At 35.7% G+C, this 17,221-nt stretch carries 18 protein-coding genes; 5 read left to right on the top strand and 13 right to left on the bottom strand.

What is annotated here, in order from left to right:
- Nucleotides 1-133 precede the first annotated feature (133 nt).
- A complete protein-coding gene (locus tag IGK86_RS06010; protein ID WP_002385840.1) occupies nt 134-784 on the bottom strand; it encodes a YczE/YyaS/YitT family protein in 651 nt (216 codons plus the stop codon).
- A gap of 89 nt (nt 785-873) precedes the next feature.
- Between IGK86_RS06010 and IGK86_RS06005 the strand changes: the two genes are divergently transcribed.
- The 3 genes from IGK86_RS06005 (at nt 874) to IGK86_RS05995 (ending at nt 3,297) form a co-directional block, all read left to right on the top strand.
- On the top strand, nt 874-1,539 hold the full coding sequence (locus IGK86_RS06005) for a cyclic nucleotide-binding domain-containing protein (protein WP_016616933.1): 666 nt from the start codon (nt 874-876) through the stop codon (nt 1,537-1,539).
- A 71-nt stretch (nt 1,540-1,610) separates the two neighbouring features.
- A complete protein-coding gene (locus IGK86_RS06000) occupies nt 1,611-2,006 on the top strand; it encodes a DUF3224 domain-containing protein (RefSeq protein ID WP_016616934.1) in 396 nt (131 codons plus the stop codon).
- Between the two features lie 109 nt (nt 2,007-2,115).
- Nucleotides 2,116-3,297: a multidrug effflux MFS transporter gene (locus IGK86_RS05995; protein WP_002365813.1), complete on the top strand. Its 1,182-nt coding sequence runs from the start codon at nt 2,116-2,118 to the stop codon at nt 3,295-3,297.
- 35 nt (nt 3,298-3,332) lie between these two features.
- Here IGK86_RS05995 and IGK86_RS05990 read toward each other — a convergent pair whose 3' ends face one another.
- Entirely contained in the window at nt 3,333-5,168 is a 1,836-nt protein-coding gene (locus IGK86_RS05990) for an LTA synthase family protein (RefSeq protein WP_438742156.1), read from the bottom strand.
- A gap of 208 nt (nt 5,169-5,376) precedes the next feature.
- On the opposite strand from IGK86_RS05990, the gene IGK86_RS05985 reads away from it, so the two are divergent.
- Together IGK86_RS05985 and IGK86_RS05980 are read left to right on the top strand one after the other, a co-directional pair.
- Entirely contained in the window at nt 5,377-5,526 is a 150-nt protein-coding gene (locus IGK86_RS05985) for a hypothetical protein (protein ID WP_002357118.1), read from the top strand.
- A 150-nt stretch (nt 5,527-5,676) separates the two neighbouring features.
- Nucleotides 5,677-6,036 carry an iron chaperone gene (locus IGK86_RS05980; protein WP_002400669.1) on the top strand — a complete coding sequence of 120 codons (360 nt, stop codon included), beginning with the start codon at nt 5,677-5,679 and terminating at the stop codon, nt 6,034-6,036.
- Nucleotides 6,037-6,235: 199 nt separating this feature from the next.
- Here the strand turns inward: IGK86_RS05980 and IGK86_RS05975 are convergent, their stop codons facing one another.
- The 11 genes from IGK86_RS05975 to IGK86_RS05925 all read right to left on the bottom strand — a co-directional run bounded on the left by IGK86_RS05975 (nt 6,236) and on the right by IGK86_RS05925 (nt 16,829).
- On the bottom strand, nt 6,236-6,586 hold the full coding sequence (locus IGK86_RS05975) for a DUF2200 domain-containing protein (protein ID WP_002360043.1): 351 nt from the start codon (nt 6,584-6,586) through the stop codon (nt 6,236-6,238).
- A gap of 73 nt (nt 6,587-6,659) precedes the next feature.
- On the bottom strand, nt 6,660-7,664 hold the full coding sequence (locus IGK86_RS05970) for an SIS domain-containing protein (protein WP_002369188.1): 1,005 nt from the start codon (nt 7,662-7,664) through the stop codon (nt 6,660-6,662).
- Nucleotides 7,658-8,734, bottom strand: a complete 1,077-nt coding sequence (locus tag IGK86_RS05965) for an SIS domain-containing protein (protein WP_438742154.1) — start codon at nt 8,732-8,734, stop codon at nt 7,658-7,660. Before IGK86_RS05965 ends, IGK86_RS05970 begins: the two co-directional genes overlap by 7 nt.
- Nucleotides 8,735-8,744: 10 nt before the next feature.
- Nucleotides 8,745-9,578, bottom strand: coding sequence for a PTS system mannose/fructose/sorbose family transporter subunit IID (locus tag IGK86_RS05960; RefSeq protein ID WP_002384383.1), 834 nt, complete (start codon nt 9,576-9,578; stop codon nt 8,745-8,747).
- Nucleotides 9,559-10,350, bottom strand: a complete 792-nt coding sequence (locus IGK86_RS05955; protein ID WP_002357107.1) for a PTS mannose/fructose/sorbose/N-acetylgalactosamine transporter subunit IIC — start codon at nt 10,348-10,350, stop codon at nt 9,559-9,561. The genes IGK86_RS05960 and IGK86_RS05955 overlap by 20 nt, the downstream gene beginning before the upstream one ends.
- Nucleotides 10,351-10,365: 15 nt before the next feature.
- Nucleotides 10,366-10,836 (bottom strand): PTS sugar transporter subunit IIB, encoded by a 471-nt coding sequence (locus IGK86_RS05950; RefSeq protein ID WP_002357106.1) that lies wholly within the window; start codon nt 10,834-10,836, stop codon nt 10,366-10,368.
- 11 nt (nt 10,837-10,847) lie between these two features.
- Nucleotides 10,848-11,267, bottom strand: a complete 420-nt coding sequence (locus IGK86_RS05945) for a PTS sugar transporter subunit IIA (RefSeq protein ID WP_002389037.1) — start codon at nt 11,265-11,267, stop codon at nt 10,848-10,850.
- A 71-nt stretch (nt 11,268-11,338) separates the two neighbouring features.
- On the bottom strand, nt 11,339-14,110 hold the full coding sequence (locus IGK86_RS05940; protein WP_049095681.1) for a sigma 54-interacting transcriptional regulator: 2,772 nt from the start codon (nt 14,108-14,110) through the stop codon (nt 11,339-11,341).
- A 143-nt stretch (nt 14,111-14,253) separates the two neighbouring features.
- Nucleotides 14,254-14,469: a hypothetical protein gene (locus tag IGK86_RS05935; protein WP_002357102.1), complete on the bottom strand. Its 216-nt coding sequence runs from the start codon at nt 14,467-14,469 to the stop codon at nt 14,254-14,256.
- Nucleotides 14,470-14,680: 211 nt separating this feature from the next.
- Nucleotides 14,681-16,042: a deoxyguanosinetriphosphate triphosphohydrolase gene (locus IGK86_RS05930; protein ID WP_002400674.1), complete on the bottom strand. Its 1,362-nt coding sequence runs from the start codon at nt 16,040-16,042 to the stop codon at nt 14,681-14,683.
- A gap of 16 nt (nt 16,043-16,058) precedes the next feature.
- Nucleotides 16,059-16,829, bottom strand: a complete 771-nt coding sequence (locus tag IGK86_RS05925; protein ID WP_438742152.1) for a toll/interleukin-1 receptor domain-containing protein — start codon at nt 16,827-16,829, stop codon at nt 16,059-16,061.
- Between the last annotated feature and the right edge of the window lie 392 nt (nt 16,830-17,221).

Below are 17,221 nucleotides of genomic sequence, written 5' to 3'. Positions count from 1 at the left end.
TACTCCCTCATGAAAAAACTATTTAACATTGATTGGAGAACCAATGTTATGAATAATTACTTAATTAGTATACCGTTTTCCACTCTTTTTTTCAAATAAAAGTTCTGCTCATTTGAAAAAAACTGAAATCCTTTCATTCGGATTCCAGTTTCTTGATTTGTATTCGTAAAATACGCTGTTGTCCCCGCTTTCGCGACCAACTAATAACCCAAGAAAGTAAGAAAAGACTAATCACGGTTCCTTCACGAACAAAAATCGGCAAATGATAACTAATGGACAATCCTAGTGCTAAACTGACACAAAAAATATCAACTAAATAACGATAAAACTGAAAACTATAGCGCGTTCTTTCAGAAATAAGTGTACAAAATTTTTCAATGGGAAATTGCAAAACACCTAGCGCAACTACCTGTCCTGTCCCAATTCCTGCTATGATTGTCCCTAAAATAAATAGAACAATTTTAACCAAATAATTTTGAAAAACAAGCGAACCAAATAATTGATATAAGAAAAAATTAATGACAAAACCAAAGCCAATTAACGCCACCAAAATAATCAAATAGTCCTGAATTTTACGCTGCTGATCTAACAACCAACACGTGCCTAAAAAAGCGAAATTGATAGCTGTGGTAACAGTTCCGACTTTTAAATGTGTAAGTGTTGCAAAGGTCACATTAAACGCATTAAAACTGCTAACCCCGATGCCTGCTTGAATTGTCAAACTGATGCCCAATGCACTAATTAAATAAAAAAGAAACGATAGTACAATTTTTTTCTTCCACATTATAAAAACTCCTCTACTCTTGATACGTCTATTATGTGCTACAATAGAAGAAACAAATAGGAGATATCTCCTATTATAAGGAGAAAAAAATGCTTAAAACAGCCTACCAACAATCACCGAAACAAGAATTAGCTAAAAATACGCCTTTTTTTAATGAAACTGATTTAAAACACAGTTTTATTATCGATTTTGAAAATCAAGAATTCATTCATCACCAAGCAGAGCCATTAAATTATCTTTTTTATTTAATCAAAGGAAAAGCGAAAATTTTAAAAACAGAACGCAATGGCCGCCAATCCATTGTTCAGTTTTTAACGACAGGTGATTTAATTGGCGATTTAACATTAGTTCAAGCGGAAACGATAACCAAGGACGTTATCGCCTTAGGTGAAACCTGTTGTTTGGCTGTACCTTTAGCTTACGCAGAAACTGTTTTAAAAAACAAGGTACTTTTTATGCAGCAACTCAGCCATTATCTAGGGATAAAAATGCTCCAACGGGTGGACCACTTTACAACGAATCAGACCTATGAACTAAGTTATCGGCTAGCGGAATTGCTATTGGTTGCCGCTAATCACGAAGATGTTTATAAAGAAAAACATACTGAGATTGCCGAATACTTAGGGGTTAGTTATCGCCATCTTATTTATACCTTCAAACAATTTCGAGAGCGCGGCTTTATTCAAAAACAAGGAACTGCTTATCACATCAACCGCTTAGCGTTACATTCTTTTGTGCAAAAAATGAAGAGTTAAAGTGGTGGATTGTTGACAAATAGTGCGCTTCCCGCTACCCTATTCTTATTAATAAGAAAGAAGGGACAGCAATGGAGCAAGCATCATTTACTGTATCTAGTTGGCAAGAACAACCGATTGACAATCTTAATGAAAATTTCCCAGTGAATCAAGCGAGCGCTACTTATCAATTGTCAGGGGCCTTATCTGGGACAGCTTCTGTGGAATACTTAATGACTTATCAAGGCTCTTCAATGGCAGATGGGCTTGAAGCTGTGGCTCAAGTGGTCGGTTTCCTACATTTCGAAGGAACTTATTTAGGAAAAAAAAGCACCTTTACTGCTTGCGAAAAAGGGACGTTTACACAGGGTCTTTTAGACTGCCCAGGTGAACTATTTCAAGCATCAGGTGAGCTTGCCGGTTTATCCGGTCGCTACACTTATGAATTTAGTCAAGAAGAAGCGCTTCTTCATTTAGACTTTGTATAATAAAAAATTTCAAGGAAAGTTGGTGACATTATTTTACTTATTTTAAATTTGGCGGTTGTAAAAGACAATGGGTGTTTTTGATTAGATTAAACTTTTAAGGAGAAAAATCATGAAAAACACCCGAAACACCGTCCCATCATTACTAATTATTATTTTGCTTGTGGGATTTCCACAAATCAGCGAGTCGATTTTCACACCCATTTTGCCAGCGCTTAGTTCTGCTTTTAACATTCACGATAGCGTGGCACAATTAACCATGAGTATTTATTTTGTTGCCTTTGCCGTTGGCGTTTTATTCTGGGGAATTCTATCCGATACGATTGGACGTCGCCCAGCTATGTTATTAGGAATTTTATGCTATTTAATTGGAAATATTGGCCTTTTTTTGAGTCCGACGTTTCCTTGGCTGTTATTCTTCCGTTTAATTCAAGCATTTGGTGCAAGCGTTGGTTCTGTTATTACCCAATCGATGATGCGGGAAAGCTTTAACGATCTTCAAAGAGGGAAAATTTTTGCTCAAACAAGCGCTGCCCTATCGCTATCTCCTGCCATCGGACCCTTAGTCGGCGGACTTGTTCAAACCTATTTTGGCTATCAGCATGTCTTTAGCACCTTAATTGTCATGGCTGTTCTATTACTTTTCTATAGTTTTTATCGTTTACCAGAAACCTTTCACTTAGGAAATACCTTAACGAAAGCGCCTTTTTGGTCCGTGGCGAAACGCCTTTCCTTCGATTCGAAAGTTTGGTGCTACGGCTTATTGATTGGGGGCATTAATGGTTTATTGTTTAGCTACTATGCAGAAGCTCCGTTTATTTTCATCAATCACTTTGGCTTTAGCAGTGTCCAATATGGCTTTCTTGGTTTAGTTTTAGCTGTGTCTAGTATTCTTGCTGCAGTTCTTATCAATTGGTTGCTAGGATATTGGTCAGCGGAAAAAATTGCCTTTGCTGGTTTGCTGCTAAGTATCTTTGCGGCTTGCTGTTTATTAATAATGACACAATTTGAAACAATCATTGGTCTTATTTTGTTTATTTTTCTCTTTTTCTTAGGGATTAATATTACTTTGCCCAATGCCTTAAGTATGGCCTTAAAAGGCTATGAATCTGTAATTGGTACTGCCAGTGGAATTTTTAGTTTTGTCTATTACTTGTTTGTTAGTTTCTTTACCTATTTGATTAGTTACTTTCACAATGGTACCATTTGGGTCTTACCGCTTTACTTTTTAAGTTTTGCTTGTCTGTTAGCTTTCAGCTATTATGTCATTGTTTATCGTAAAACTTTAAAATAAAAATCAAAAACACACGAATATTTCGTGTGTTTTTTTTAGCTAAAAAATTGATTTTCTAAACTATATTGCTTCCCTGAAACAATGTCATATTGAATCAGTCGGTATTCCTCATATAGTTGTTCTTGCTTTTTATTCATTTCTACTGTTTTTTTCCATTCCCCGCCGAGATAGTAATTCCCCTTTTCAAAAGCAGGCAATTGTTCTTGTACCTCATTTAGCATAGCGTAAAATCCCGATTGCGGTAAGCCGCTTTGTTGGAAAAGTGAGGGAGCAAAATAAAATGGACTAATAGTTGCTTGATGCTGATTTTTTTCTGTTAACTGGTTCGCCGTATCATACATTAGAAATTCTGTCTGGTGAAGGGCTGCCCCTTCATTCAACGTTTGAATGTTTTCATCATAAATACTTGGTAAGTGATCTCCCCAAAAAACGACTAATGTGCGTTTGGGCATTTTTTCGATTTCTTGTAGGAAATTTTTCAAAGCTTCGCTACTGTAGGCAATATCTTGCAAGTAATTATTGAGCGCGACTTGATTGCCGTTTCCTTGAGAAAAATAATTGGACGTTGTGTATTTATTTTCATAGGGCATATGTGTTTGCATAGTAACTAAATGAATGAATTGCGGTTGCTCTTTTTCTTTAAGCAGTGTCGTCACTTCCTGATACGCTGCTTGATCTGAAATGTAAGGATTATTTTCTAGTTTATCCGTATAGTTCATTGTTTTTTCATTGATAAATTGATCAAAACCTAAAATTTTATACACATCTTTTCGTTTATACATAGATGTATTGTACGGATGAATAGCCGTTGTTTGGTACTTTTGTTCCTTAAGTAATGAAACAATGGAAGGCAATTCCGTCATCTTAGGAATCATCATTGTATAAGGTGTAGTCATTTGGGCATTCATTAATTCCATCGAAAAACTTGTTAGGGCTTCAAATTCAATATTCGCAGTTCCGCCCCCGTAGTTTTGTGAAAGCATCTGGCCACTGTAAGTTTTATCAGCGATTTGCTGATAATCAGCTAAAGGGTTACCAATAATGGACAAACCTTTCAGATGATCTGGATTTGAAAAACTTTCACTCATGACAAACACAATATTTAGTTGCTCATTGCTCGGCACTGTTTTCGCCTCGGCCAACTTTTGATATTTCTGAGTAATTTCTGAAATAGCTTCTTTTGAATAACCCTTTGGTTGGTCCATAGCCTCTACTTTTAAATTATATAGAAAACCACCAATAAATCCTGTATTGTAGTAATTCATTTTTTGGCTGTAAGGAATCCATAACGCGGTTTTATTATAGGCTTTACGTAACAAATTTTGCGGATTGTTAAAATCACCAATATATGAAAATAGACCAATCGAAAGAACAAGACTTAACACACGAATCGTTTGTTTTTTCTTCGATAAAAAGAAACTTTTATAAAAGGCTTTTCCTAAGAAAAAAAGTGCTACACAACCTAACGCTACCACAAAAATAAACGGCCATAAACCAACCATTTCTTTTAATAAACTAACTTCTGTGATCATTTTTAAGTCGTCTGGGTAAATAGGTTCGACACGATAAAACATCTTTTGATAGTCCGCAAATCCTAAAACACCTATTATGACACTATATAAAAGAGCGCCAACTCCTAATGAGCCTGCCAAACTACATAAAAAAAGTAAAAAAACGCTTAGCACAAAACAACCTAAGAAAAACTTTTCCGTATGCCACGAAAAAGCAAACTTGAAGGCTAAATCAACAGACAAGTTATTCTGACACCATTGCAAATATAAATTACTAAAAATAATTAATAAGATGAACCCGATTCCATACAAAAGGTAGCGGTAGGGCCATCGTCTAAATTTCTCAACTCTCTTTTTCACATCGATCTCCTATTCAAAAACTAGTAATGTATTTATTTTATGCTTCTTGAAAAAGAATGTAAAGAAGTAGCTAGCAAAGAAGTCTAAGGAATGGTAAAGAAAAAATGTTATTTGTTGCAAAAATAATTTTCCAGTGGTATAGTAACAATGGAATTTCGTTATCAGTTATCGTCGCCTTTTTAGAGTACTTTATGAAAGGAGAATAACTATGACTTACAAAGTAAAAAACATTCAATACCGTATTCAATTAGACACAGACAAAAATATTTTCATTGTTTTCGATGCAAAAAATGAAAGTAAAACAGCAACTGGTCACACAATTGAAGAAGCAATTGCACACTTAAAACAATTAAACTAAGGAGTGACAAACATTTCCATGCAAGACCCTTTAGGTAGTTATTTAAGCTAAAAGCCGTTTAGTAAAGAAAAAATACTAGACGGTTTTTTTGTATCCTCTTCGCCTTTTATTTTTTACATAGTATACTGAAACAAACGGAGGTGTTTTTAGATGACCATCATTGCAAACTATATACGCCAGCAATCCCAACATCAAACACAGTTAACAGAAATCTACCAAGCAATTTTAGCGGTTGTTCCTCAGGAGACTACTGAAAAAATCGCTTATGGAATGCCGACCTTTTACTTAAATGGCAATTTAGTGCATTTTGCGGCGGCCAAGCAACATTTAGGTTTCTATCCTACGCCATCAGCCATCCAACGTTTCAGCAAAGAATTACGCCCTTTTAAAACCTCGAAAGGTGCCATTCAATTTCCCTACACGCAAGAGTTACCTCTTTCGTTAATACAGGAAATAGTTAAATTCCGTGTACAAGAAAACATGAAGAGCGTGGGACAAAAATCACTTTGAATTTTTGTCCCACGCTCAAAAACTGATAAACGGCGGGAACAGAAGCAACTCCTTCGGAAATAAGCCGAAATTCTCCAAAAATTAAAGAACAATTTTCGGAAATTCCTTCTTATTGCTGAGAAACACTATTTGCAAAGCAAATAGATGTTAAACAGTACCTACTTGGTTCTCGGAGTTAAACACTTCTGTCCCGACCTCTTCATGTTCTTAAAATTTTTTCCATCGCTTTTCCCTTGGCCAATTCGTCGATTAATTTATCTAGGTAACGGATTTTTTGCATTAAAGGATCTTCAATTTCTTCCACGCGATAGCCACAAATTACGCCTTTGATCAATTGGGCGTTTTCATTAAAATTGGGTGCTTCTTCAAAAAATGTTTCCATCGTTACTTTTTGAGCCAATTGTTGTTGCAAGCCTTTTTCATCATAACCAGTTAACCAGTAAATAATTTCGTCAACCTCCGCTTGCGTTCGATTTTTACGTTCTGCTTTTTGGATGTATAGCGGGTAAACACTGGCAAAGGTCATTGTATAGATTTTCGGTTTTGTCATTGGTTTTCCTACTTTCTGAAGTATTCTCTCTTCAGTCTACCACAGGCTTGCTGGAAAAAGAGGCTATTTTGTCTTAGTAATCAAATTGACGATAATAACGACGAATCTCTAATGGGTGACAATTTAATTTTTCTACATGCGCATCAATGCGTTGCGTTACCGCATGCATTAGGAGAAATGAAACAACTCGGCCACGATATTTTTCACTAATTCCTGGAAGTTCATACGCTTTCGAATCAATAATTGTATAATTGGCACAGATTTTCGGCAATAATTTTGCTACTCGTTCTGCCAACGGTCGCTGCTCGTCTTCTCCAATAAACAACGTTACTGGCGTAGTTTCATCTACAATTTCTAGCGTTCCATGTAAGAACTCTGCTGCATGAATTGATTTTGAACGAAGCCAACTTTGCTCTTCCCAATAGCACATTGCATAAGAATAGACCGCTCCCCATTGGTTTCCTGCGCCAATAAAATAGTGAATGCTATCATGACGATGTTTTTCCGCAAAAGCTAAGCCAAACGCATCGGCACTTTTTTCGGCTTCAGCTAAACCTGTAGGCAAATATTCTTCCAATTCTTGGTAATAATTTTCGTAATCTGTAAATTCGTTGTTTTTTTGCATTAAACGATCAGCTACCATAAAGAACTTGATTTGCTCAGTTCCTGGAGCTGGATAAGTCACCACATAATCACATAAATCTGCTAAAAGACTGTCTTTTGCATCGATAAAACCAAATAACGTTGCGCCGACCTTTTTGATTTCTTGAACGGCTTGCACCACTTCTTGTGTTGTCCCAGTAACGGAAGACAAGATGACGAATGATTTTTCTGTTAAACGTTTATTGCCTGTTGTGTAATACTCAGCAGCATGTTGAACATAGATTGGTAAATTACTTTTTCCATTCGCATAAGTAACTGCTTGCATGGCTGAAGCATAAGTACCGCCGATTCCTAAATAATAGACCGCATCAAATCCTTTCGTCCAAACTTGATCAACAACTTTTTCAACATCTGAACGCAAGGCTAAGGCACCTCGTATGTCTTTGATTTGTTGTTCTTCATTAAATTTTAACATGGCTGATTTCCCTCTTTCTTTGCTATTTTACTTTTTAGGACACAATCAAAATCATCAAAAATCCGTTGAGATAAATCAATTCCTTTACTTGTAGCTACTTGATACGCCAAATATTGAAATGGAATAACTAATAATAACGGACTAATTTTTTCTTCGACATCACTTGCTAAACCTAACGTATTTGATGCTCTCGTTGAACCCGTTGTAATTGTGTAACATTGGCCAACATAACTGGCTAGATAATTTTTCAAGGCTTGGCTACGTGCTTGAATAGGACTTTGATTCTCAATAAAAAACAAAAGATGTGTAGTATCCGCTTCAAGATAAGGCCCATGCATATAGGCTTCGACTTCAAATCCTTGGGAAGGTAAGCGAACTGTTTCTGTAAACTTCGTCTCAAACTCTTTCGCCGTACCAATATTGGGCCCATAACCAATTGCGATAAATTGTGTCCCCTCTGTTAATTCTTTTTTCGTTTTTTGCCAAAATTGTTCGGTTTTATAAATCACCGAATCGATTTCCTGAATTGCTTTGGCAAGTTTTGCTAATTCTTCTTCAACCTCTACTTTTGTTAATTGATGCTTTTGATAGCCCAGTTTCAAACCAAATAGAAATAAATTTAAAAGTGTTGCCGTATAGCCTTTTGTGACAAAACCAACTGTTTCAAGCCCCATTTTTAAATCCAGGACTTCATCCACAACCTCCGTAATCGGGCTGGTGACATCACTTGTCAAGGCCACTGTTTTTACAGACGTTTGGTTTTTAATTTTTGCAATGGCATCAATTGTTGAAGCACTTTTACCACTTTGCGAAACCGCTACGACCAGATCAAACCGATCATTCACTTTGCCATAATGAGCAAAATTGAACGGCTCTTGGATTTCCACATAAATAGGCGCCACTTCTTCAAGGTAAACTTTAGCCGCCTGACAAGCATTATGTGACGAGCCAGTTGCTAAAATTAGACAGTGCGTGACCTTTGAAACGTCTGTATCAGTTAATTGAAATTGGTTAAGAATCTGAGTTAGGGCTGCTTGCTCCTCATTTATATAATCCAGCATCGTTTTCATATTTTGCCTCCTAAAATAGACCAATTAATGAGCCAAGAATTCCGACAATTGCCATGCCACCTAAAATCGCTAAAGGTTTTACTTCTTTTTTCAATAAATAAAAAACAAAACCAAAGGATGCAAGCGGTAATAATTTAGGCATGATATCGTCAAAGATACTTTGAACCGTGACTGCATTTTTGCCACTTCCGCTGATTGTAATCGGGATAGTTAAATCAATCATGGAGGCGGTCATAGCACCTACCACCATCAAGCCAATTATTGAAGCGCCTAATGTGAGACTTTCCATCATGCCATTTGCTTGAATTTTTTTGAGAAAACCAGTTCCTAATTTATAGCCCCAACGATTCAGTAAATAACGAACAATCACATGGGGGACGTTAAAAATGAGTAAAAATAGAATTGGCCCTAACACATTCCCTTGTAAAGCTAACGAAGTTCCAACACCTGTTGCAATCAAGCGTAAGGTTCCCCAGAAAAAGGAATCACCTAAACCAGCTAAAGGTCCCATTAACGAGGTTTTAATACTATCGATTGTTCCAACTTCAAAATTTTCGTCCAGAACATTTTCTTCTTCCATTGCAGCATTAATTCCTAAAATAAACGTCACGATATGCGGCGTGGTATTAAAGAAAGCAAGATGCCGTTTTAAAGCTGCCGCCATCTCTTCTTTTTGAGGATATAATTTCTTTAAAATAGGGATCATGGCATAGACATAAGCCATATTCATCTGACGTTCATAATTCCATGAAAATTCCATTTGGAATGAACGCCAAAAGACTTGATTAAGTTCTTTTTTTGTAATTAAGTTTTCTGTCTTAGTTTTAGAAGTCTTCGTCATCATCAATTACCTCCCCACTTGTTGTTTGTATTGTTTCATTCTTTCCTTTGGCATAATTCATGATATTCACAACAATTACTGCTGTAATGGCACCCAAAATTGCTACTCCTGTTACAGGTAACTTAAAGTAAGCCATTAAGACAAAGCCTAAAAAGAAATATGGCGCCACTTGTTTGTTAATCAGTAAGCGTGCAAGCATCGCAAATCCTAGCGCTGGAATAATCCCAGTTGCAACAGACAACCCATGTTGAATAAATTCAGGGATCAGATCAAGTAAGCCTTTAATGGTGTTGCTGCCCACGGCAAATGAAATAGTTACAATGAGCGCTAGCATGAACGATAAGCCAAAGCCTGCAAGTAAATGCATGCGCTCCACCCCTTTATATGCTCCTTCTTCAGCATACTGATCAGCTTTTTGACTCATGATTGGGATGAGCAAACCCAAATAAATATTTTTAAGAATCAACGTTAACGTTGCGATTGGCAAGCCTAAGACTAAGGCTGTTTCTGTTCCTGCGCCAGCAGTAATAGCAAACGCTGTACCAAGAATCCCACCAGTCACTACATCAGGTGGGATTGATGCGCCCACTGAAAAAGAACCGATGAAAGCTAACTCTAAGGTCGCGCCCATGATTACGCCCGTTTTGACATCACCTAATACAATTCCGACAAATAAACCGGTTACAATTGGTCTTGAAAGCAACGAGGTTCCTAAAGCATATTCCGACTGCGCAATAAAAGCGATGCAACCTAAAAGAATCGCTTGTCCTATCATTTGTATTTCTCCTTTCTACAAGACATTTAATGCTGCTACTTTTTTGTCATTTGGGACTTGTCGAATTTCAACTTCACAACCATTTGCGACCAATTCTTTAACCATTTTTTCTTCATCCGGTGTGATATTAATTGCTTTAGAAATGTTTCGAGTATTTTCCCTTACTTTCATCCCTCCTAAGTTAATTTCTTTTATTTCTGGATAAGCAGTAGCCAATCGATAAGCATCTTCTACACTCTCAACTACAATAAAAAGTTTGTATTTTTCTGTAACACCACTTTTTAGTGCGGCAATCGCATCTTCAATCGTTTTAATGACCAGTTTTACTCCTGCTGGCTTAGCTAGCTTAATGGTTGTTTTTCGAATATCATTTTTAGGTACGTCATCATTTGCGATTAAAATACAATCGGCGCCTAAGCCTTGGGTCCATGAAAAAGCCACTTGACCATGTAACAAGCGATGATCGACTCTTAACAATTTAATCATTTCATTTCCTCCTAAAATTCTTCTTCTAAAATTTCTTTACTAGATAACTCATTACAATAACAAAGACTTTCTTGTCCGTTTTCAACGGCACGTTTTACTAAATCAACTAATGAATCAACAGTATTTATTTGGGTATATATTTCAATTAATGTTGCTAAATTTAATCCTGAAATTAAATGCATTGCTTGTTTCCCCACATAATTAAAGAATTCGTTATTCACGCTTCCGCCAAATAGGTCTGTAATCACAATTAATTCATTTTGTTGATTGTTCTTTAAAATGTCTTTGACCGTCTTGGCTAAATCATAAGGTTGTTCCATATAAGCGCAAAGACATTCCACATTCTTTGTTTCACCACAAATTAAAGCTAATGATGTCTGAATCCCTGCAGCGAAATTACCATGTGTTGCCAGAATAATTTTACGTTCCATTTTCTTCACCTCACTTACTTCTTTATATAGCAAAAAGAGTGCCAAAAAAGTGGCACTCCCTCCTTTTTATTTTAAAAATCGCTTTCTGCGTTGTTAAACTCCGTTTTTCCAAACAACACATCATAGACATAAAAAAGCTCCGATTCAGGTATATTGACACTATAAACTTTTTCAATGACACTAAACGCCTCTTTTAACTCTTGCAAGACCGTTCTTTGACACTGCTTTAGTTGTTCGGCGCCATTATAATTTTCAATAGGTTCATTCCGGATTAATCGTTCAATTAAACAACTGACATGGACATATACCGCTAATTTACGATCATTTTGAATTGTTTGTTGCCACCGCTCTTCTAATTGAATTAAAAAGACTTCTACTTGTCGAATAATTTTTTCTGTATCTAAAATCGTCACTGATTGAATGACCCGATCTAATGAAAAGTTCCGAATCAACTCATGATTTACATAAGACAGCATATCTTTAGTTAATTCTCTCTTTGTCCATTCTAAAAGGGTCGTAATTCCTTTTCCTGCAATCAACTCTTCTAAAGAGATGTACGGGAGGTCATTTGAAGACGGGTTGTTTGTACCGATGATGCCGACAATCTCATATTCTGGAAAACTTTCTTTGATCGACTCTGCATTACGTAATTGATTATATTCACAAGGAATAATCTTTAATTGTGCTTCCGCAGGTAAACTTTTTTCAAGTAAATCTCTAATTTTAACGGCTGTGCCAATTCCGGTACTACACGTTGTTAAAATGACACGTTCCGTTTTATTTTCAGGTAATATGATTTCCCATTCATTTGGATGAACCGTTAACGCTTTTTGGGGCAATTCTTCAAAAGAAACTTCGTCTTTAATGGCTTCTCCTATAGATAGAGCCAAGCTTGTTGTCACATTATTCATTAATAAAAAAGGACCTTCTTCTTCTGCCGGAAAATACTGATAAATTTCTTTCAATGAACCCATATCAAAAAGAATTACTAAACCATTCCTCGTTTCTTGACGTTCCATATAGTGAATTAAGTGTTCGGAAATTTTTTTGGGAGTAACATCTAACGGCATGTCAAACGATTGAAAAATTGGCACATTTAACAGCCGATTTGCAACATTCGCAATACTACTTGCTGTGGCATATCCGTGGGCAACAATCACCGCTTTCGGATAGTGACTTTCCTTTACTGAACCCGAATAGTGAAGATAAATGGTGACAATAATTCGATCCATCTGGGATAGTTCAATATCTAATGAACGTTTCACTAAAGTTAACAGTTGTTCAGCGTAGCCATAACTAGTTGCTAATTTAGTTTGAACTTCTGTTAAAAGTTCGTCAATGACTGTTGTAGGTTCTTTTTCTGGAAACCAATCAATACATCTTCGTTGAAACAGATAGGTGCTTAATGCATAGACTAAACTGCCATTAAACCGAATTTGATAAGACGATTCAATCGTTTCCAATAATTGACGGATATTTTGCGTAATAAACAATAGCATTTCGTGATTTTTCTCTCGCTTCTTTTCAAATAATAAATCATCGAATAAGCGTTCAATTTCTTTCGAGATGTCGTTATTGGCAGTGGAAAGATGATGATGGTGAGAGACATAAAGACGAAGGATTCGTTCATAACTCTGGATAATTCTTCTTTGCGCAAGCTCTGTTTCCTCTAACAAACTAATCAGATTTGTTTGCTCATCTAAACGAATAGGCAATTCATTTTCATTAGGAGCTAGTTTGATTGATTGATCCAGAAATTCTTTCGGTAGATCGTGTAAAGTGATTGGAATAACACGTTTATCAAGATTGGCGGCAAAGCTGCGTGCAGTAATAATTTTTATATTATTTCTTAATTCACCTACATTGCCTACATAATGGTGGTTTTCTAAAAGTTGGATAACTTGTGGCGTGATAGTAACTGCTTTTTGAATAGCTTGCTGTTCCTCATAAAATGCTCGCATAATTAATTGTTTTCTTTCCGCTTGAGTGCGTTCAGCAAGACTTGGGATTTTAATTTGAATAGGAATTCGTCTTAAAAATGTCGTTAAAAAGGTGCTAGAAATTTCTTCAGTTGTGGCAAAGCACAACCGACACGTAACAGGAATGGGCCGATTGGTTTCACCCATCCGATAAATAATACCCTGATCTAAAAATGTAAACAATTTTTCCTGCCCTTCAGGACTCAAACGATGAACTTCATCTAAAAATAAAACGCCCCCTTCTGCACTTTGAAAGGCTCCAATTTTATCGGAATCTGCTCCCGTAAAAGCGCCTTTAAGATGCCCAAATAATTGACTAGTTAAAAGCTCTGGATTGTTGGCATATTGCGCACAATTAACTGTCACAAAAGGTGCTGAATCGTCAAGTAGTTCTTTTGAAAGACAAAACTGATAATATAAGGATGCTAAAAAACTTTTACCCGTACCACTTTCACCTGTAATTAAGACAGGCAATCCACCGCCAGGATAAAGCGCTGCCATTTTTAATTGTTCGATGGTCTGGGCTAAACTACCTCGATAACCAATGACCGACTGAAAAAAATCACTTTTGCGATCAAAAACAGGCTGTTCATCGATCATTTCTTGGAAACTTTGATAAACAGTTCTTTTTAAAAGATAGTTTTGTTGTTGAAACGCTTCTTTATGAAAAAAGTAAACTGGTCGTGTATTGATCTTAACTAGAATCCCTTCTTCGTTTAACTGATTTAAATAGTGACTAGCTGTATTTCGTTTGATAGAAAATGTCGTTGCAATATTGCTTGCTGTGAAAATTTCACTGACTAAAGATGGTTCAAAAAAAGCTGTTTGATTGCGTAAATAATCAACAATTTGCATTTTTAACATAAAATCACCTCTCATTTATCATAACGTACCTAAAAAAAACGTCAATATTCAAAATTTCTTTTGTTATTTTTCTTTATATAAGGAGCCCATTTTTTATGTTATTTAATCACAGGAACCTGATTCTATCATTGCAGAATAGGCTTTCATTCAGTATACTGTAAATAGAGGAACAAGAAACGAATTGGATAATTAGGCACTGAAAGAACGCACCACCGTTCTGAATGTTTCGAAACACACAACAGGTTATCGAAATGACCATTGGAGAAAAATTCCTTTTTCTCCGAGGTTAGCGATTGTGACATGTTGCAATCGTTTTTTGTCCTTAAAATGTTGAGAAAAAGAAAAAAGGCACTTTGCATGTCAGCACCACCTGACAAACAAAGCCCTTCATAGACAGCACAACCTATCTATTCCAGTTGCCTTTTTTGCTAGTTACACTAGCTAATTTTAGTGTACCCGATTTTCAGTGAAATTACTAGCATCTTTAAAATTTTTACTGAAACGATCAGCCTGTGCAATGAACTAGTTTTCTTCAGCGGCGGCAACCGCTGAGAAGCTTTTTCTCAAATTTTAAGTGAATAATGTATCATAAACTTTTTTGGCATATCCATCCGTCATATTACATACAAAGTCCACCGCCATTTTCAAACGATAATAGTCTTTTTCTGCTTCTGTAGCGTTCTTTGCTTCTCTTCTATACAACGCTTTCGCGCTTTCCGAAATATTATTAAAGATTCGCTCCTCATACTTATTCATGGAAACTTTTTCATATTTCAGTACGACTGGAACAAATTCATCTAGTAAACGATTGATGATATTGAAGCCCAATACCTCTTGATCCAAAATTGTTTTTGTTTGAAAAACATAGACTCTAGAAAAGTTTTTTAATGCCTGAAAGCATTTCACTTCATCACAATCTTCAATGATAATTTCATTATGATAGATACCTCTCATAATTAAGTCATAATGATTAGCAAAATTTTTCGCTACGCTTTGACAAACAGCTCTTTGTGTCTTTCTCAAAAATTCTTGTAAGGTAGCTTCTTCTGTTTTATCTTTTTCTAACATTAAAAATTTTTTTGTTCCTGTTTGCCCATCAACAAACTGCTTTAAATCTTGATAGCTGTATAAACCATAATTATAGGCATCTTCGATATCTGAAAAAGTATAGGCGATATCATCTGAGGCTTCTAGCAAAAAGACTAATGGGTGTCGCTTATTTTGTGTTCCTGTCGCAAATTTAATGGCGTTAAACACTTGTTTTTCCGAGTAAAAATAGCCAACTTTTTTAGACAAAAGCTGTTGCTTATTTAATTGATCTGAAGATGCCGTATATTTGATAACTGTATCTAATGTCGTGGCAGTTAGTTTCATTCCTGCTTTAGAAGTCCCATTATCATGATGCAGTTTTGTTAAAAGTCGGATGGTTTGAGCGTTTCCTTCAAAGTTAAGAAAATCATTTTGTTGTTGCTCCGAAAAATCAGACCAACAAGCATACAAAGGACCATTTTTTTCAAACCAAATACGAATGGCTTCTTCCCCAAAATGTCCAAAAGGGGGATTGCCAATATCATGGATTAATGCAGCTGTTTCTAACAACCGATAGCATTCTGATAATTCCATAACCTCAATGTTTCGTTCGTTCAACTGTGAAATAACTAATCTAAGTATATCCCTGCTATGCATTGCCACTTCTAAGCTATGCGTTAAACGCGTTCTTACAAAATCATTACGTTCTAAAGGAAAAACTTGTGTTTTGTCTTGTAAACGTCTAAATGCATCACTTTTAATTACTCTACGATAGTCACTATCTAAAGATTTACGAAGTTCTGTGGCTAAATCAACTTGCTTATTTAACCAGTCATTTTGATATTGTTTACCATTATCAGAAATACGATATGTACCAACCAACTGACGCCAATTCATTTTCATTTATTACCTCCTCCAATTACTCTACCTTCTCTAAATAAGAGACGTAAATATTTTTACATTTACCAATATCACTGAATTCCCGATTGTTATACGCCTTATCCTTTTTCAATTTAAACCGCACTTTTTCGCCTTCTTGAAAAGTTCCCCACGTAAGAAAAAAGAATAGCCAATGGCTTTCATCCTCTGATAGCGTGTCTAAACCTAAACTTTTAGGCTCAATTAAGCTAGGTAATTTAAAACAGTCATACACCCCTTTTGCTGTGCCATACACAGGACGATGAGTGCTAAGAGTCGTTTCAAAATATCCCTTTTCATCAGGTTTTAAATAACTTGCTTGTCGAATCAGTTGTGTCAGTTTATTTTGGAATGGCTGAATATTTTTCTCAACGTTTAGTTCAAAATCTGGCTCAGCTTGTACATCTGTGTCATGAGATAACTTTTTTAATAAGCAGTTGATTTCATTAGTACTTGTCTTATCATTAAACGCAATCGCCAAACGCTCACTGCTAATAACACCTTTCATATCTTTCATAGAAAAATTATTTAACGCAATTGGATAGTGTTTATCTGATAGCATCCAAGAAGCACCCATTTCGTTTAAACATGGAATACTCTGATAATAATGATCAGATAAAAAATACAGCATGACAGGTTGATTGGTTAGCTCCCTTTTAATCGTGTCAAAAATTAATTCTCCTGGCTGTACACCTGTTTCAATAGCGGAACTATAAAAAATATCCTGTGTTCGAAACCCAAACTTTTTCAACAATTGGATAAACGCATCCACATATTCTTAATCCTTTGAACTATGACTAATAAAAATCTTTTTCCCGTTGCTCACTACTCAACATCCTCCAAGTTAAATTTGTATTTTCATTTTTTTGTGAAATTCTATACTATTTCTTTAAGCGTACAGCGTTATCTGAAACCAGTCAATACTAAAATTATAAAATAACAATTATTTTGTTTTATTAAATTTTTATATAATGTTGTTTTGTTAATGTTTTGTTATTTTTAAACAAGTGATTATAGAGCGATGTACGGTTGAAGTTATTTCTAATCTATTTTTTTCAATATTTTTATAAATATAAAAAAACACGCCTTTCTTTGCAGAAAGGCGTGTTTTTACGTCCGAGTATAAGGAGAATTGGTTCATTAACCAATTGTCCCTTTAAGCGT

Origin of the sequence: Enterococcus sp. DIV1206, assembly GCF_051712485.1 — a bacterium.
GTDB classification, from domain to species: domain Bacteria; phylum Bacillota; class Bacilli; order Lactobacillales; family Enterococcaceae; genus Enterococcus; species Enterococcus faecalis.
Note: the sequence above shows the minus strand (reverse complement) of the source record. Positions and strands in the feature narration are given on the sequence as shown.

Excerpts from the sequence above, each read along its gene's own strand:
- IGK86_RS05965 (WP_438742154.1), bottom strand. The coding sequence starts at position 8,734 with ATGAAAACGATGCTGGATTATATAAATGAGGAGCAAGCAGCCCTAACT.
- IGK86_RS05985 (WP_002357118.1), top strand. The coding sequence starts at position 5,377 with ATGACTTACAAAGTAAAAAACATTCAATACCGTATTCAATTAGACACA.
- IGK86_RS06010 (WP_002385840.1), bottom strand. The coding sequence starts at position 784 with ATGTGGAAGAAAAAAATTGTACTATCGTTTCTTTTTTATTTAATTAGT.
- IGK86_RS05935 (WP_002357102.1), bottom strand. The coding sequence starts at position 14,469 with ATGCAAAGTGCCTTTTTTCTTTTTCTCAACATTTTAAGGACAAAAAAC.
- IGK86_RS05930 (WP_002400674.1), bottom strand. The coding sequence starts at position 16,042 with ATGAAAATGAATTGGCGTCAGTTGGTTGGTACATATCGTATTTCTGAT.
- IGK86_RS05955 (WP_002357107.1), bottom strand. The coding sequence starts at position 10,350 with ATGATAGGACAAGCGATTCTTTTAGGTTGCATCGCTTTTATTGCGCAG.
- IGK86_RS06000 (WP_016616934.1), top strand. The coding sequence starts at position 1,611 with ATGGAGCAAGCATCATTTACTGTATCTAGTTGGCAAGAACAACCGATT.
- IGK86_RS05945 (WP_002389037.1), bottom strand. The coding sequence starts at position 11,267 with ATGGAACGTAAAATTATTCTGGCAACACATGGTAATTTCGCTGCAGGG.
- IGK86_RS05995 (WP_002365813.1), top strand. The coding sequence starts at position 2,116 with ATGAAAAACACCCGAAACACCGTCCCATCATTACTAATTATTATTTTG.
- IGK86_RS05970 (WP_002369188.1), bottom strand. The coding sequence starts at position 7,664 with ATGTTAAAATTTAATGAAGAACAACAAATCAAAGACATACGAGGTGCC.
- IGK86_RS05980 (WP_002400669.1), top strand. The coding sequence starts at position 5,677 with ATGACCATCATTGCAAACTATATACGCCAGCAATCCCAACATCAAACA.
- IGK86_RS06005 (WP_016616933.1), top strand. The coding sequence starts at position 874 with ATGCTTAAAACAGCCTACCAACAATCACCGAAACAAGAATTAGCTAAA.
- IGK86_RS05940 (WP_049095681.1), bottom strand. The coding sequence starts at position 14,110 with ATGTTAAAAATGCAAATTGTTGATTATTTACGCAATCAAACAGCTTTT.
- IGK86_RS05975 (WP_002360043.1), bottom strand. The coding sequence starts at position 6,586 with ATGACAAAACCGAAAATCTATACAATGACCTTTGCCAGTGTTTACCCG.
- IGK86_RS05960 (WP_002384383.1), bottom strand. The coding sequence starts at position 9,578 with ATGATGACGAAGACTTCTAAAACTAAGACAGAAAACTTAATTACAAAA.
- IGK86_RS05950 (WP_002357106.1), bottom strand. The coding sequence starts at position 10,836 with ATGATTAAATTGTTAAGAGTCGATCATCGCTTGTTACATGGTCAAGTG.